We start from the raw sequence: 16025 nt of genomic DNA on the forward strand, positions 1-16025 counted from the left end.
GGAACGCCCCGATCCGCAAGCCGCCCGCAAGGCCTGGCGGCTATCGCGCCGCAGGGGCGCGTCAGGTGCGGCCCTATCCGGCCATATCCGTGCAATGTCATGGAACCAATTTGGGGGCGTCGGGTCTGGTCCCCCTGCAGCCCTGGTTGGGGGGGGTGTCCGACGTGTCCATCATGCCTGACGCTCGGGCGATGGCGAGGCATGGGAATGGTTTCGGCGACGATGATGCGTTGAAACGGGGGCTGCCGAAGCACTTTGCCGGGCGCGCGTGCCAATCTTTCGGCCCCCTGTCGGTCACTTCAGCCTTCATCCCCATGCGTCGTGCCGTCAGAGGTTTCCCCATCGCCGGGGATCGCGCATAGATCGGAGCCGGGCCGGAAACACCGATTTCCCGGCCCCGGCTTTCTGGCAATGGCGTCGGTCGGGCCGTGCTGACGCGCCGCCCGTTCGCGGCTCATATCGAAAACGAGGTGCCGCAGCCGCAGGACGAGGTCGCGTTCGGATTGTCGACGACAAAGCGCGCGCCGATCAGTTCCTCGACATAGTCGATCGTCGCATTGGCCAGGAAGGGCAGCGAGACGGGATCGACCAGAACCCTTTGCCCGCCCGGTCCCTCGATCACCAGGTCGTCGTCGGCCGGGTCGTCCAGCCGGATGTCATACTGGAACCCGGAGCAACCGCCGCCTTCGACCGCGACGCGAAGTGCCCGGGTTTCTCCAGCTTCGGCATTGATTTCGGCCAGCCGCGCAAAGGCGCGCTCGGTCACTTTCGGTGGCAGGTTCAGATCCATGGGCGCGATCGCCTCCTGTGGTCCTGCGGAAACACGGGGCCGGTTCGTCGCCCGAACCCGTGCGTTTTCCTGTTGCCCGACATATATGGGGCGGTGAGGAAAACGACAAGAAGTGGACAGATGACGCTTGCCCCCTATGCCTGCCGGCCCGAGGACAGCCGCGGGCGGCTCTATCCCGAAACCGTGTCCACCTTTCGCTCGCCATTCCAGCGCGACCGGGACCGGATCATCCATTCGTCGGCCTTTCGCCGGCTCAAGCACAAGACACAGGTCTTCGTCGAGCACGAGGGTGACTATTATCGCACCCGCCTGACCCATACGATCGAGGTCGCGCAGGTCGCGCGTACCATCGCCGGGCATCTGGGGCTGAATACAGATCTGGCCGAGGCGATCGCGCTGGCGCATGATCTTGGCCACCCGCCATTTGGCCATACCGGTGAGGACGCCCTTGCCGAGCTGATGGCGCCTTATGGCGGATTTGACCACAATGCCCAGGCCCTGCGCATCGTCACGCGGCTTGAGCGTCATTATGCCGATTTCGACGGGCTGAACCTGACATGGGAGACGCTGGAGGGCATCGCCAAGCATAACGGGCCCGTGACCGGCGATCTGCCCTATGCGCTGGCCGAGGTAAACGACGCGTTCGATCTCGAACTGCATACCCATGCCTCGGCCGAGGCGCAGGTTGCCGCGGTGGCCGACGACGTGGCCTATAATCACCACGATCTGCATGACGGGCTGCGTGCGGGCCTGTTCTCCGAGGACGACCTGATGGAGCTGCCCGTCACGGGGCCTGCCTTTGCCGAGGTTGACCGGCTGTATCCCGGGCTCGAGCCGATGCGCAGGCGGCACGAGGCGCTGCGGCGCGTCTTTGGCGTGATGGTCGAGGATGTGATCGCGGTGGCCGAGACGCGGCTGAAGGCCAGCCGCCCCCGGTCGGCGCAGGCGATCCGCGAAATGGACGGGCCGATCATCCGCTTTTCCAAGCCGCTGTACCAGAACCTGAAGGCGATCAAGTCGTTCCTGTTCCAGCGGATGTACCGCGCGCCGTCGGTCGTGAAAGAACGACAGAGGGTGACGGCGATCGTCAAGGACCTGTTCCCCGCCTTTCTGAACGAGCCCGCGCTGTTGCCGCCCGAATGGCAGCAGGACGTCGCACGCGCTGCCGATCAGACAGAGCTGGCGCGGGTCGTTCTGGATTACGTCGCCGGGATGACCGACCGATTTGCAATCCAGGAGCATCAGCGCCTGTTCGGCGGCGTTGCCATTCGGCCAACCGCGTAAACGGTTGCACGCGGGGCGGTCGTGCCGCGCCATTGGCGATTGCATTGCATACTGAAAGCTGCGAATTTCCGCGCGTATCAAAACCAGATCAGGAGAGACAGAATGGGCGTTCATGGCGCAGAGGACGGCAGGGTTGCGGTGGTGACAGCGGGCGGCAGCGGCATGGGGGCGGCCGCGGCGCGCCGTCTGGCTCGGGACGGGTATAGGGTGGCCATTCTGTCTTCCTCGGGCAAGGGCGAGGCTCTGGCCAAGGAACTGGGCGGTTTCGGCGTCACCGGGTCCAATCAGTCGAATGACGATCTGAAGCGTCTGGTGGACGGCGTGATGGATCGCTGGGGTCGGGTGGACGTTCTGGTGAATTCCGCCGGTCACGGGCCGCGCGCGCCCATTCTCGAATTGACCGATGAGGATTGGCACAAGGGGATGGAGGTCTATTTTCTGAACGTCGTGCGCCCCACACGCCTTGTCACGCCGATCATGGAGCGCCAGGGCGGCGGAGTGATCATCAACATCTCGACCTTTGCGGCGTTCGAGCCAGACCCGGTCTTTCCGACATCTGGCGTGTTCCGGGCGGGCCTTGCGGCCTTTGCCAAGCTGTTCGCAGACAGGTACGCTGCGCAGAACATCCGCATGAACAACGTCCTTCCGGGTTTCATCGACAGCTTGCCCGAAAAGGAGGAGTTCCGCGTTCGGATTCCGATGGGCCGCTATGGCCGCGAGGAAGAGATCGCGGCCACGATCGCATTCCTTGCCTCGGATGGGGCCGGTTACATCACCGGTCAGAACATCCGGGTCGATGGCGGTATAACGCGCTCGGTTTGATCGGACATGGCTGATCCTGTCGGTGGTCTTTCGCCCAGCATGGCATTTGCGCTGATCGGGGCGCTGGGTGTCGGTAGCCAATGGATAGCCTGGCGGTTCCATCTGCCAGCCATCGTGCTGATGCTGACGGCCGGGATTCTCGCGGGGCCGGTTTTCGGGCTGCTCGATCCAATGCGCGACATCGGCGAGATCACCGGGCCGCTGATCTCTCTTGCCGTTGCGGTGATCCTGTTCGAGGGCGGCCTGTCGTTGGATATCCGGCGCCTGAGCGATGCCCGCAAGGGCGTGCTGCGTCTTGTCGTGATCGGCGCGCCCTTGGGTTGGCTGCTGTCGACACTTGCGCTGCGCTATGGCGCCGGTCTGGGGTGGGAGGCATCTTCGGTTTTCGGCGGGATCATGGTCGTGACCGGTCCGACCGTCATTGCGCCGCTTCTGCGCCAGGCCCGCCTGGCGCGCAGGCCCGCGCAGCTGTTGCAGTGGGAAGCCATCGTCAACGACCCGATCGGCGCCATGGCGGCCGTTCTGGCCTTCCAGATCGTTCTGGTCCTGCATACCGGCACGGATGCGCCAGGGGCCTTGGGGCATCTGGCACTGGGTATCCTGTTTGCGCTTGCCGTGGGGCTGGCGGCGGGATTTGGCCTTGCGCGGGCCTTCTGGCGCGGCTGGGTGCCGGAATACATGAAGGTGCCGGTCCTGTTCGCGGTCCTGCTGCTGGCCTTCGCGGTATCCGACAATTACCTGCATGAAAGCGGCCTGCTGGCCGTGACCGTGATGGGGCTGGTCATCGCCAATGCCGACCTGCCAAGCTACGAGGAATTGCGCCGGTTCAAGGAACACGCGACGATCCTGCTGGTATCGGGCGTCTTCATCCTGCTTGCCGCGTCGCTCGACTTCTCGACGCTGTCGACCCTGACCTGGCGGGCGGGCCTGTTCGTTGCGCTGGTCGTGCTGCTGGCGCGTCCGCTGACGGTGCTGTTGTCGCTGGTCGGCACCGCGCTGCCCTGGCGCGAACGGCTGCTGATCGCCTTTACGGGGCCGCGCGGCGTTGTACTGGTCGCGGTGGCCGGGCTGTTCGGCGAACGTCTGGCCGAGGCGGGAATCGCGGATGGCGCCCTGATCGGTCCGCTGGCCTTCGTGCTGGTGCTGGCGACGGTGGTCATTCACGGCTTCTCGCTGGCCCCGATGGCGCGGGCGCTGGGCCTGGCCGGGGCCGAGGTGCCGGGCGTGCTGTTCGTCGGGGCCTCGCGGCTGACGGTGGGGCTGGCCGAGATCCTGAAAAAGGCCGAGGTGCCGGTCCTGATCGCCGACCCGAACCATTCGCGCCTGTGGCGCGCCCGCGCGGCCGGGCTGCCTACCTTCTATGGCGATATCCTGTCCGAGGCGGCCGAACACCAGGTCGAATTGCTGAGCTTCTCGAGTCTCGTCGCGGCCACCGACAACGATGCCTACAACACTCTGGTCGCGACCGACTTTGCCCCGGAATTCGGGCGCGAATCCGTCTGGCAGATCGCGCGGGAACGATCGGACAATTCGCGCCACGCCCTGCCGACCCAGCTTGGCGGGCGGCCCTTTGGCGAAGGTCTTGGCTACGAAGGCTTCGAACGCCTTCTGGCCGAGGGGTGGACACTCAGCATGACCCGCCTGACCGAGGAATTCACCCTGGCCGACTGGCGCGAAAAGCGGCCCGAGGCGCGGCTGGTCGCGCATCTGGGGCCAAAGGGCACGTTCCGGCTTGTCCGCGGCGACAAGGATCCGGACCTTGGTCCCGGCTATCGGATCATCGCGCTGCGTCCGCCCGAAACGAACGGCGGTGAAAACGGCAAGTCCTGAACCCGGCGGACCGCCCGGCATTGACGATGCCGGGCGGCTCTGGCATGGCACGTCCGAAGTCAGGGATACATGCGATGAATCTGTTTACCGATATCCGCGCGGCGGTGCTGGCCGCGCTTGATCAGTTGGTGGCCGCCGGCGAATTGCCCAAGGGCCTGGACATGACGAATGTCGCGGTCGAACCGCCACGCGACCCCGCCCATGGCGACATGGCCACCAATGCGGCCATGGTTCTTGCCAAGCCTGCGGGCAAGGCGCCCCGTGCCATCGCCGAGGCGCTGGCCGATCGCCTGCGCGAAGACGACCGCATCGCAACGGCCGAGGTCGCGGGTCCGGGATTCCTGAACATGCGCCTTGTTCCGGGGCTTTGGCATGACGTGGTTCGCGCGGCGCTGGCACAGGGACGTGATTTCGGGCGCTCGACGATCGGTCAGGGCACGCGCGTGAACGTGGAATTCGTTTCGGCCAACCCGACGGGGCCGATGCATGTCGGCCATACCCGCGGCGCGGTCTTCGGCGATGCGCTGGCCAGCCTGCTTGATTTCGCGGGCTATGACGTCACGCGCGAATACTACATCAACGACGCGGGCGCGCAGGTCGATGTGCTCGCGCGCTCGGCCTATGAGCGCTATCGCGAGGCGCACGGGCTGGAGCCGCAGATCAGCGAGGGCCTGTATCCCGGCGACTACCTGATCCCGGTGGGCGAGGCGCTGAAGCAGGAATATGGCGACAGCCTGCTGGACAAACCGGAATCCGAGTGGCTTTCGGTCGTCCGCGACTTCGCCATGGGCCGCATGATGCAGATGATCCGCGAGGACCTTGCCTCGCTGGGCGTGAAGATGGACGTCTACAGCTCCGAGCGCGCGATCACCGAGGCTGGCCGTGTCGAGGAGGCGCTGGAAACCCTGCGCGGCATGGGGCTGATCTATGAAGGCGTGCTGGAGCCGCCGAAGGGCAAGATGCCCGAGGACTGGGAGCCGCGCGAGCAGACCCTGTTCCGTTCGACGGCCTTCGGTGACGACATGGACCGGCCGGTCAAGAAATCCGACGGCAGCTGGACCTATTTCGCGCCCGACATCGCCTATCACTGGGACAAGGTGCAGCGCGGTTTCGACCAGCTGATCAACGTGTTCGGGGCCGATCATGGCGGCTATGTCAAGCGGCTCAAGGCGGTCGTTCAGGCGCTGACGAACGGGCGCGTGCCGCTGGACATCAAGCTGATCCAGCTGGTCAAGCTGTACAAGAACGGCGAGCCCTTCAAGATGTCCAAGCGCGCGGGAACCTTCGTTACCCTGCGCGACGTGGTCGAACAGGTCGGCCCGGACGTCACGCGCTTCGTGATGCTGACGCGCAAGAACGACGTGGCGCTGGATTTCGATTTCGACAAGGTGCTGGAGCAATCCAAGGACAACCCCGTCTTCTATGTCCAGTATGCGCATGCGCGTGTCTGTTCGGTATTGCGCAAGGCGGCCGAGGCAGGCATCCCGGCGGATGACACCGCGCTTGCCGGCGCCGATCTTTCGATCCTGACGCACGAGGCCGAACTTGAACTGGCGCGCAAGATCGCCGAATGGCCGCGCATCGTCGAAATCGCCGCCCGCGGACACGAGCCGCACCGGATTGCCTTCTACCTGAATGAGCTTGCAGCCGAGCTGCATGGCCTGTGGAACCGGGGCAATGACGATGCCGCGTTGCGCTTCATCCAGGACGACAAGGAGGTTTCCCGCGCCAAGATCGCGCTTGCACGGGCCGCAGGCGTTGTCATTTCGGCCGGGCTTGGTATCCTTGGCGTGACACCGGCGGAAGAAATGCGCTGACAAGACGCGTCGCCGCCGGGGTGACAGGCAAGAACAACGGGGGCAGGCGCGACCTGCCGCATCCCGGCGAGCGAGGCAGAAATGGCGGACTGGAACTTCGATGAATTCGATGCCTACGGGCTTGATGAGCCCGACGGGCAGGGGGGCAATTCGCGCCTGTCGCGCCTGGTCAACACGGCGGGGGCCATCACCTCGGCCGCGCTGATCGTCGGGTTGGGGATGTGGGCCTACAATCTGGCCATGCGCGATGTGCGCGGCATTCCGGTCATTCAGGCGCTCGAAGGGCCGGCGCGCGTTGCCCCGGACGACCCGGGCGGTGAACTGGCCGTTCATCAGGGGCTGGCCGTCAACGAAATCGCCGCGCAGGGCATCGCGGGCGCCCCGGCGGATGAGCTGTTCCTTGCACCCGGCCCCGCGGACCTGGCCGAGGAAGACCTGCCGATGGGGGATCTTCAGGCCAGCCTTGCCCAGCCCGCGACCGAATTGCCAGCGCAGCCCCCCATCATCGCGCCCGAGCCCGATTTCACGCAGCCTGTGCCCGAACGCGCCGCGCGCCCCGATCCCCTGCCGGATGGCCCGGCCGATCCGATCATGGAGCCGCCGATTTCGGCCAGTTCGGCCGAGGTCATGCCCGAAACCGTGCCGGGTGTCGCGCAATCGCCGCGGCCCCTTGCCCGGCCGGTCGGTCTGGCGATGGCTGCGTCGGGATCGGATGCGGTGGATGACGTCGAAACCGACCCCTTCGCCGCTGCGGCCGAAGCCGCGCTGATGGAGGCGCTGGCGTCGGACAGCGCGGGCGCGGTCGAGGTCGCACCCTTGGCCTTGGCGCCGGGGACTCAGCTGGTCCAGATCGGTGCCTTCCCGGATGAATCGCTGGCGCGCCTTGCCTGGGACAGTGCCGCGGCGCGGCTGGGAGGCCTGATGAATGGCAAGCGCCGCGTGATCGAGCCGACCGAAAGCGGCGGCCGTGCTCTCTATCGGCTGCGAGTCGAAGGCTTTGCCGATCTCGAGGATGCGCGCCAGTTCTGCGCGGCCGTGCGTGCGCGCAACGGCGAATGCGTACCCGTCAAGGTCCGGGAGTGAGCGGAGCGGGCGTGAGCGAGACCACGACGGCGGCCATACTGGGCCTGGCCGGCACGTCCCTGTCGCGGGACGAGGCCGCGTTCTTTCGCCAGGCCGATCCCTTCGGCTTCATCCTTTTTGCGCGCAATATCGAATCGCCAGACCAGGTCAGGGCGCTTGCCCAAGATCTGCGGTCCTGTGTCGGACGAGATGCCCCGATCCTGATCGACCAGGAGGGCGGCCGGGTTCAGCGCATGCGCGCACCTCATTGGCGCGAATGGCTGCCACCTTTGGACCATGTGGCAAGGGTTCCACCTGCGTCACGGGCGCGCGCGATGTGGCTGCGCTATCGTCTGATCGCCGAGGAGCTGCACACAATCGGAATCGACGTGAATTGCGCGCCGACATCCGACGTGGCCTGCGCCGAAACACATCCGTTTCTGTACAATCGCTGCCTGTCCGAAGAGGCCGATGAAGTGGGCGTATTGGCGCGCGCGGCGGCAACGGGGCTGATGGCGGGGGGCGTCCTGCCGGTTGTCAAGCACATTCCGGGGCATGGCCGCGCGGTGGCCGACAGTCACCTGACACCGCCGCGGGTATCGGCCTCTGTGAACGATCTTCGCGCGCGTGATTTCGTGCCCTTTCGCGCCTTGGCCGACATGCCGATGGGCATGACTGCGCATGTCATTTTCGAGGCGATCGATTCGGTCCGCCCTGCCACCGTTTCCGAGACCGCAATCGGGCTGATCCGTCACGAGATCGGCTTTGACGGGCTGCTGATGACCGACGATCTGGCGATGGAGGCACTGTCGGGCCCGGTCGAGGCACGGGTGGTGGCAGCTCTTGCCGCCGGATGTGACGTGGCGCTGTACTGCCGTGGAGACATGCGTGGCAACGAGGCTGCCGTAGCGGCGGCAGGCACGCTGCGCGGGCGGGCGCGTGAGCGCGCGCAGGCGACCTTGCAGCGCCGCATTGCGCCCGATGGCATTGACACAAGGGCGCTTGAGGCCGAACTTGAAGCTCTTCTGGATGGACAGGCCAATGACGGAACCGGAAGGGTTTGAGCAGGGCGCCGAGACCGTTGCCGCGCGTTTGGCGGCCGAGTCTCTGATCGTCGATGTCGACGGGTTCGAGGGGCCTCTCGACCTGTTGCTGACGCTGTCGCGTACGCAGAAGGTTGATCTGCGCCGCATCTCGATCCTGAAGCTGGCCGAACAATATCTGGCTTTCGTGTCGACGGCGCGCAAGCTGCGGATCGAACTTGCCGCCGATTACCTGGTCATGGCAGCCTGGCTGGCCTATCTGAAATCCCGCCTGCTGCTTCCGCCCGATCCGGCCGATGAAGGCCCCTCGGGCGAGGAACTGGCCGCGCATCTGGCCTTCCAGCTGGAACGCCTGCAGGCCATGCGCGAGGCCGCGGCGCGGCTGATGGCGCGTGACCAGCTGGGACGCGACTTCTTTGCCCGCGGCCTTCCCGAAGAGATGACACGCACCCGGCGCGTGCGCTATACGGCAACGCTGCTGGACCTGATGCAGGCCTATGCCCGCATCCGGACCCGGGACGAATTCCGTCCCTATGCCTTTGACCGCGACAGCGTCTTCACCATGGAGCAGGCGCTGGAGCGGATGCGCGGGCTGATCAACTTTGCGGGCGACTGGACCGATCTTTCGGTCTATCTGCCCGAGGAATGGACAGGCGACCCCGTGCGCAGGCGGTCGGCGACGGCGGCGACATTCGCGGCATCGCTGGAGCTGGCCAAACAGGGGCATATCGAACTGAAACAGAGCGAGACATTCGCGCCCATCGCGATCAGGCGGAAAAAGACGTGACCGAAACCGAGACCGAAGAATCCGGGCATGCGCCCAGCCTTTTCCAGGCCCCGCCGATGGCCGAGCAGGAACGCATGGTCGAGGCAATCCTGTTCGCCAGTGCCGAGCCCGTCACCGTGGCCGAGCTGGAATCGCGCATGCCCCATGGCTGCGACCCTGCCGAGGCGCTGGTCCATCTGCGCAAGCGCTATGAGGGGCGCGGGGTGCGTCTGGTCAGGGTGGGCGATGCCTGGGCCTTTCGCACGGCGCCGGATCTGGGCTTCCTGATGCAGAAGGAAGTCGTCGAGACACGCAAGTTGTCGCGCGCCGCGATCGAGACGCTTGCCATCATCGCCTATCACCAGCCATGCACGCGCGCCGAGATCGAGGAAATCCGAGGCGTCGCCGTCAGCCGCGGGACGATCGACCAGCTGCTGGAGATGGAATGGATCCGGTTCGGGCGCAGGCGCATGACGCCAGGCCGGCCCGTGACCTTCGTGGTGACGCAAACATTTCTTGACCATTTCGGGTTGGAATCGGCGCGTGACCTGCCGGGGCTGCAGGAGCTGCGCGCGGCGGGTCTGCTGGACAGCCGCCCGATGCCGGGCCGCGACCTGTCGGCCGAGGAGGCAGAGGACGAAGACCAGATCGGCCAGAGCGAGCTGTTCGAGGATTGAGGCGACCACAGGGGAGAACGCGCATGAATGTCGAAAGCCTGATCCGGATGGCCGTGAACACGTTCATGCGGGTGGTCATGCGGCGCGGCATCAACGCCGGGATCGATCGCATCGAGCGTCGCGGCAAGCCGCCGGAACAGATGACCCCCGAGGAGCGTCGGCGCGCAGGGCAGGCGCGCCGCTCGGCGCAAAGAATGCGGCAGGCCATCAGGATGATCCGCCGCTTTGGCCGATAGGTCGGCCGTATTCAGGCCGGGCTGCGGAAATGCTTGGACAGCTTGAGGCCCTGCCCTTGGTAGTTCGAGGCGATTCCCGCGCCATACAGACGCTCGGGGCGGGCGCTCATGCGCTCATAGACCAGCCGGCCGACGACCTGCCCATGTTCCAGCACGAAGGGCGCTTCGTGACAGCGCACCTCCAACACACCCCGTGACCCCGCGCCACCCGCATCGGCCCAGCCGAACCCGGGATCGAAGAAGCCCGCGTAATGCACGCGGAACTCTCCGACCATGGCAAGATAGGGCGCCATCTCGGCGGCGCAGTCCGGCGGGATGGTCACCGCTTCGCGGCTGACGAGGATATAGAACGCGCCGGGATCGAGGATCAGCTGACCGTCGCGGGTTGTCAGCTCTTCCCAGAAATCGGCAGGGTCATAGTAACCGATCCGATCAAGGTCGATCACGCCGGTATGGGGTTTGGCGCGATAGCCGACGATACCGCCGTTGGAGGGGCGCAGATCGACGGAAAAGCCAAGCCCGTCGTCGATCAATGCCGGTCCCGAGACAAGCGGCGTGCTGGCATGCAGGGCGCGCAATTGATCGTCGTCCAGGATCGCCTGACCCTGACGGAAGCGGATCTGGTTCAGGCGCATGCCCGGGCGCACGAGAACCGAAAATGAGCGTGGGCAGATTTCGGCATAAAGGGGGCCCGAATAGCCCGGTGCGACGCGGTCGAATTCGGTGCAACCATCGGTGATGGTTCGGGTCAGCAGGTCCAGCCGGCCGGTCGAGCTCTTGGCATTGGCCACGGCGGTGATGCCCGGTGGCAGGTCCAGCCGTTCCATAAGGGGAACGACATAGACGCAGCCCTTTTCCAGCACGGCGCCTTCGGACAGATCGATGCGATGCATCTCGAATTCCGCAAGCCGGTCCGCCACGCTGCGGTCGCGACCCGCCAGGAATGACGCCCGCACGCGGTAGGCCACGTTACCCAGGCGCAGATCCAGGCTGGAGGGTTGGACCTGTTGGTCCAAGATCGGCGTTTCGGCGCCGATCTGGCCAATGGCAATCATCTGGCGGATGGCTGTGTCGGGCAGGACTCCGGGATGGGTCATTGTGCTCCTCCGGATACACCAACGCCCATCCCGATTTCGGGATGGGCGTTTTGGTAATGGTCGGGCCGGCGAGATTCGAACTCGCGACCTTCCGCCCCCCAGACGGACGCGCTAACCAGGCTGCGCCACGGCCCGACGCGGCGGTGTATAGGCTGAATTCGGGGGCGGGGGCAAGCGGCAAAACGCATCCGGTTCAGGGAATTGGACATTCTTTGCCTGCCGCGTCAGTCGCGCCGTTCGGGCGGGTCCTGATCCAGCCGGTCGCGCAGGGCCATCAGGCGCCGACAGGCGGTCTGCAGGCCGTCCGCATGCGCTTTCGCACGCATTCGATCCATGGTGCGCAGCATCCGGGCGGCCCGGCGCAGTTCTGCATGGGCCGAGTCGCGCGGCGCTGCCTTGCCTTCCGGTTCGGACGATTCGGACGCGGGCGGGGGCGTTTCCAGCGACGGCTTCGGGGGGCGCGGTGCGATCGGCAGCGGCGCGCCGGCTTCCTCGAAGGGCAGGGTGGGGGCATCGTCCCGCGACGATCCGCGCCCCGTGTCGGTGGCGTGCTGATCCCGGGCCGTCATGTGCTCAGGCTCGGGACTGGGGGACGGTGGCCAGACCGTGTCGTCGGCATCGGGTGGAAGATCGTCGGGCGCGGTCCGCAAGGCCGATGAATCGTCCGCGCGGCGTGCCGGGACATCCTGCCAGGTTTCATGGGGGCCCGCGGTTTCGATCGCCTCGTCCCCCAGGGCCACCGAAACCAGCGAAGACACGTGACGCACACCCTTTTCGCGCAGAACCTTTTGCACGCCGCGAATCGTCAGCCCGTCTTCATGCAGCAGCTTGCGGATCCCCGCGAGCAGCGCGACGTCACTGGGCCGGTAATAGCGGCGCCCGCCGGCGCGCTTGACGGGCTTTACCTGGGTGAACCGCGTTTCCCAGAAACGCAGCACATGCTGCGGCACCTGAAGGATGTCTGAGACTTCGCTGATCGTGCGAAATGCCTCCGAGGACTTCCCCATCCGCATGTCCCCCGCGATTAGCGCTTGTTACCGGCCGCAACGCGATCCCGCATCAGGTGAGAGGGACGGAAAGACAGGACGCGGCGCGGATGGATCGGAACCTCCTCGCCGGTTTTGGGGTTGCGTCCGATGCGTTCGGATTTCTCGCGAACGCTGAAGGTTCCGAAGGACGAGATCTTGACGGTTTCACCCCGAACCAGCGCATCGGAAATGTGTTGCAGGACGCTTTCCACCAGCTGCGCGGATTCGTTGCGCGACAGGCCAACCTCGCGAAAGACGGCCTCGGTCAGGTCCATTCGGGTCAAGGTTTGATTGCTCATGAGCTCACCCCCGGCGCAAAACACACCACACGCCCGCCAGCATGGGGGCGATATATTCACAAGTCAACGTCAATGACTTGGCCCGGGCTTTTCAAGCAGCGTTTTACCAGCGCAGGACGACCGAGCCCCAGCTGAACCCGCCGCCGATCGCTTCGCTGACGATCAGATCGCCGGGCTTGATCTGCCCGCGCTGGCGTCCCACCGACAGGGCAAGGGGAATCGAGGCGGCCGAGGTGTTGCCGTGATCCTGCACGGTGACGACGACCCGCTCCATGGGGACCTGCATCCGCTGCGCCGTGGCCGAGATGATGCGCAGATTCGCCTGGTGCGGCACGATCCAGTCGACATCGCCACTGGCCAGGCCCGCCTTGTCCAGCGCGCTATGCGCGGTCTGGGCGAGCTTCTCGACGGCATGGCGGAAAACCTGGTTTCCCTGCATGCGTAACTTTCCCGCCGTTCCGGTGGTCGAAACCCCGCCATCGACATACAGCAATTCGCGATAGCGTCCGTCGCTGTGCAGATCGGTCGACAGGATGCCGCGATCCGAAGCCTTGCCCTCGCCCTCTTGCGCCTCCAGCACCAGGGCGCCGGCGCCGTCGCCGAACAGAACACAGGTCGAGCGATCGGTGAAGTCGAGGATTCGGCTGAACGTCTCGGCCCCGATCACCAGGACACGCCGCGCCTGTCCCGACAGGATGAGCGCATTTGCGTTGGACAGCGCAAAGATGAACCCCGCGCAGACGGCCTGTATGTCGAAGGCAAAGCCAGAGGTCATCTCCAGCTTGGCCTGCACCATCGTCGCAGCCGAAGGAAAGGTATAGTCGGCCGTCGACGTGGCCACGATGATCGCGTCGATATCCTGGGGGGTCAGCCCGGCATCGTCCAGCGCGGCGCGTGCGGCCTGTGCGCCAAGATCGGATGTCGTTTCACCCTCGGCGGCGAAATGGCGACGTTCTATGCCGGTGCGGGAACGGATCCAGTCATCGGAAGTTTCCAGGAACTCCTCAAACCAGGTATTGGGGACCACCCGTTCGGGCAGGTAATGGCCTACCCCCCGCACAACGGCTCGTATCGTCATGGATTCTGTCCGTCCTGTTCGCGATCAGCGGGCGCATCCTGCCCCGCCTGCGCTGCATGCGCAACCCGTGCCGCCAGCCTTTCCTGATAGCCAGAGCGCGCCAGCTTGTAGGCCAGTCCGATGGCCGCGGCGACCCCCGTCGCATCCGATGCGCCATGGGATTTGACCACGGTGCCATTCAGGCCAAGAAACACCCCGCCATTGACCCGACGCGGGTCGATCCGCGCGCCAAGAGCCTTCAGCGCGCGCATCGCCAGCAGCGCGCCCAGCCGCGCCATCAGGCCGGAATTCAGGGCCTCGCGCAGGAAATCACCCACCAGCCGGGCCGTGCCCTCGCCGGTCTTGAGCGCGACATTGCCGGTGAAACCATCGGTCACGATCACGTCCACGCGGTCGGATGGCAGGTCGCTGCCCTCGACGAAACCGACATGTTCGAAATCCGCATCAGGTGCGGCCGCCGCAATCAATTCGTTGGCCAGCTTGAGCTCGGCGCGGCCCTTGTGTTCCTCGGTGCCGACGTTCAGCAGGCCAACGCGCGGCCGCTTCAGGCCAAGACCGTTGCGCGCATAGCTGACACCCATCAACGCGTATTGCAGAAGATCCTCGGCATCTGCCTTCACGTCGGCGCCGACATCCAGCATCACGTTGAAGCCGCCCGGATTGCGCGAGGGCCAAAGACAGGCAATCGCGGGCCGGTTGATCCCCGGCAGGCGGCGCAGGCGGATGACCGACAGCGCCATCAGAGCGCCGGTATTGCCGCAGCTGACGGCAACGCCCGCCTCGCCGGCACGCACGCTTTCCAGCGCCGACCACATCGAGGTGTTCTTGCCGTTTCGCACGACCTGCGACGGCTTGTCATCCATCGTGACGACACCGTCGGCGTGGCGGAGCGTGCAGCGTCCGGAGAGCTCCGGGTAACGGTCGATCAGGCCCTGCAGGGTATCCTGCGGGCCATGAACGATGAACCGGATGTCCGGCGCGTCGGAAACCGACCGGGCCATGCCGCCGATCACGGCTTCAGGCCCCAGGTCGCCCCCCATGGCGTCGATGGAAATGACGACACAGCCCGAAGACCCTTGCTTTGCGGCTTCGGGCCGTGAATCGTTCATTGCCGACATTCCGATGACCTGTGAAGGCGTGGCTTATGCCGCGTCTTCGTCCAGGTCGACCTCGGCCGTCTGGGCGACGACTTCGCGGTCATTGTAGTGACCACAGGCGCCGCAGACGTGATGCGGGCGCTTCAGCTCGCCGCAATTGGGGCATTCGTTCGGATTGGCAGCAACCAGTGCGTCATGGGCACGGCGCATGTTGCGACGAGAGCGCGTGACTCGGTTCTGAGGGACAGCCATGTCTCAACCTCGGGTTAGTAGGGCAGGGCCCTGGTTTTCCTCGGGTTTCGGCACGAGGCAGCGACGTAGCGACCGGTGCGAACCCACATTCAAGCGAGGCCGGGAACATACTGCGATTTGGGCGGCGTTCAAGTGTTTTCTGTCCGCCCGCGCAAACTTCCCGACGACGCGGCTCAATCGGATGAATCGGCGTCCTTTTCGTCCTTTTTCAGAAGATCCGCAAGACCCGCGAAGGGGCGAAGATCCTCGTCCGTCAGGGGCGTGACGCCGGGGGCGGCGAATTGCGCTTGGCCAAGCTCGGCGCCGGGGCGGCGCGGATAGTCGGGAAGGGCCAGCGCAAGTGCCTCGACCATGACCGTGCCCAGATCGATCACTTCGGTCAGCCGCTCGGCCGTGTCGTCTTCGGGCATCTCGACTTCCTCGCCCTCGGGCTCTTGATAGTCGGCCAGGTAGCGGCGGATGACCTGTTCGTCGATGCGCGTCGAAACCGGGTCCAGCGTCACGACGCAAGCCTGGCGCACCGTGGCACCCAATTGCGCCGTCAATTCCCAGTCGCCGCGCCCGATCGGGCGCAGCTCGCCCTCGAAGCGCAGCTTGTCCACGCCCAGAATCCCAAGGGACTGGGCGATTGCCGCGCTGGTTTCGCTGTCGGGTTCCAGACGAAAGCGCGTGGGCTTGCGCGGCGGCAGGTCCGCGACGCGGCGGGTATCGGACCATGGGGTCGGGGTCTTGGTCATTCGTTTTCTCCTGCGGTCCCGGGCCGGGATCGGGGCGTCGGGGCCGGGCGCGCCCGCTTCGTCCTTGAAGCACGGCCCCGGCATGTTGTAAGCCCGATAAAAGTCCGAAC

The 16025-nt window shown here is 65.7% G+C and carries 17 protein-coding genes and 1 tRNA gene; 9 read left to right on the forward strand and 9 right to left on the reverse strand.

Annotation, left to right across the window (positions count from 1 at the left end; translation table 11 throughout):
- Positions 1–454 precede the first annotated feature (454 nt).
- The gene (locus LV82_RS11345) at positions 455–784 is read right to left on the reverse strand and encodes a HesB/IscA family protein (RefSeq protein ID WP_104071967.1); all 330 of its coding nucleotides are present in this window, start codon (positions 782–784) and stop codon (positions 455–457) included.
- Positions 785–910: 126 nt separating this feature from the next.
- On the opposite strand from LV82_RS11345, the gene LV82_RS11350 reads away from it, so the two are divergent.
- The 9 genes from LV82_RS11350 to LV82_RS11390 all read left to right on the forward strand — a co-directional run bounded on the left by LV82_RS11350 (position 911) and on the right by LV82_RS11390 (position 10327).
- A complete protein-coding gene (locus LV82_RS11350) occupies positions 911–2074 on the forward strand; it encodes a deoxyguanosinetriphosphate triphosphohydrolase (protein ID WP_104071777.1) in 1164 nt (387 codons plus the stop codon).
- A 102-nt stretch (positions 2075–2176) separates the two neighbouring features.
- On the forward strand, positions 2177–2896 hold the full coding sequence (locus tag LV82_RS11355) for an SDR family oxidoreductase (protein WP_104071779.1): 720 nt from the start codon (positions 2177–2179) through the stop codon (positions 2894–2896).
- Positions 2897–2902: 6 nt separating this feature from the next.
- A complete protein-coding gene (locus tag LV82_RS11360) occupies positions 2903–4726 on the forward strand; it encodes a cation:proton antiporter (protein ID WP_104071780.1) in 1824 nt (607 codons plus the stop codon).
- A 74-nt stretch (positions 4727–4800) separates the two neighbouring features.
- On the forward strand, positions 4801–6543 hold the full coding sequence (gene argS, locus LV82_RS11365) for an arginine--tRNA ligase (protein ID WP_104071782.1): 1743 nt from the start codon (positions 4801–4803) through the stop codon (positions 6541–6543).
- Between the two features lie 81 nt (positions 6544–6624).
- Complete coding sequence (locus tag LV82_RS11370; RefSeq protein ID WP_104071784.1) at positions 6625–7626, forward strand: SPOR domain-containing protein; 1002 nt, start codon at positions 6625–6627, stop codon at positions 7624–7626.
- Between the two features lie 11 nt (positions 7627–7637).
- Positions 7638–8669: a glycoside hydrolase family 3 N-terminal domain-containing protein gene (locus tag LV82_RS11375; protein ID WP_170063406.1), complete on the forward strand. Its 1032-nt coding sequence runs from the start codon at positions 7638–7640 to the stop codon at positions 8667–8669.
- A complete protein-coding gene (locus tag LV82_RS15155; RefSeq protein WP_104071788.1) occupies positions 8647–9435 on the forward strand; it encodes a segregation and condensation protein A in 789 nt (262 codons plus the stop codon). The genes LV82_RS11375 and LV82_RS15155 overlap by 23 nt, the downstream gene beginning before the upstream one ends.
- Before the next feature lie 56 nt (positions 9436–9491).
- A complete protein-coding gene (scpB, locus tag LV82_RS11385; RefSeq protein WP_104071969.1) occupies positions 9492–10091 on the forward strand; it encodes an SMC-Scp complex subunit ScpB in 600 nt (199 codons plus the stop codon).
- A 23-nt stretch (positions 10092–10114) separates the two neighbouring features.
- Positions 10115–10327 carry a hypothetical protein gene (locus tag LV82_RS11390; protein WP_104071790.1) on the forward strand — a complete coding sequence of 71 codons (213 nt, stop codon included), beginning with the start codon at positions 10115–10117 and terminating at the stop codon, positions 10325–10327.
- An 11-nt stretch (positions 10328–10338) separates the two neighbouring features.
- Here the strand turns inward: LV82_RS11390 and LV82_RS11395 are convergent, their stop codons facing one another.
- From LV82_RS11395 to LV82_RS11430, 8 genes are all read right to left on the reverse strand, one after another.
- Positions 10339–11424: a 2'-deoxycytidine 5'-triphosphate deaminase gene (locus LV82_RS11395; protein WP_104071792.1), complete on the reverse strand. Its 1086-nt coding sequence runs from the start codon at positions 11422–11424 to the stop codon at positions 10339–10341.
- A gap of 57 nt (positions 11425–11481) precedes the next feature.
- Positions 11482–11559, reverse strand: a tRNA-Pro gene (locus LV82_RS11400).
- A gap of 89 nt (positions 11560–11648) precedes the next feature.
- Positions 11649–12437, reverse strand: coding sequence for a MerR family transcriptional regulator (locus LV82_RS15160; protein ID WP_245873149.1), 789 nt, complete (start codon positions 12435–12437; stop codon positions 11649–11651).
- Between the two features lie 11 nt (positions 12438–12448).
- A complete protein-coding gene (gene ihfA, locus LV82_RS11410; protein ID WP_104071794.1) occupies positions 12449–12751 on the reverse strand; it encodes an integration host factor subunit alpha in 303 nt (100 codons plus the stop codon).
- 103 nt (positions 12752–12854) lie between these two features.
- Positions 12855–13829 (reverse strand): beta-ketoacyl-ACP synthase III, encoded by a 975-nt coding sequence (locus tag LV82_RS11415; RefSeq protein WP_104071796.1) that lies wholly within the window; start codon positions 13827–13829, stop codon positions 12855–12857.
- Entirely contained in the window at positions 13826–14947 is a 1122-nt protein-coding gene (gene plsX / locus LV82_RS11420; protein WP_425427750.1) for a phosphate acyltransferase PlsX, read from the reverse strand. Before plsX ends, LV82_RS11415 begins: the two co-directional genes overlap by 4 nt.
- Before the next feature lie 24 nt (positions 14948–14971).
- The gene (gene rpmF, locus LV82_RS11425; protein WP_104071798.1) at positions 14972–15178 is read right to left on the reverse strand and encodes a 50S ribosomal protein L32; all 207 of its coding nucleotides are present in this window, start codon (positions 15176–15178) and stop codon (positions 14972–14974) included.
- Between the two features lie 173 nt (positions 15179–15351).
- A complete protein-coding gene (locus LV82_RS11430) occupies positions 15352–15915 on the reverse strand; it encodes a YceD family protein (RefSeq protein ID WP_104071800.1) in 564 nt (187 codons plus the stop codon).
- Between the last annotated feature and the right edge of the window lie 110 nt (positions 15916–16025).

The organism is Albidovulum inexpectatum, from assembly GCF_002927635.1.
In the GTDB taxonomy this organism is placed as follows: Bacteria; Pseudomonadota; Alphaproteobacteria; order Rhodobacterales; family Rhodobacteraceae; genus Albidovulum; species Albidovulum inexpectatum.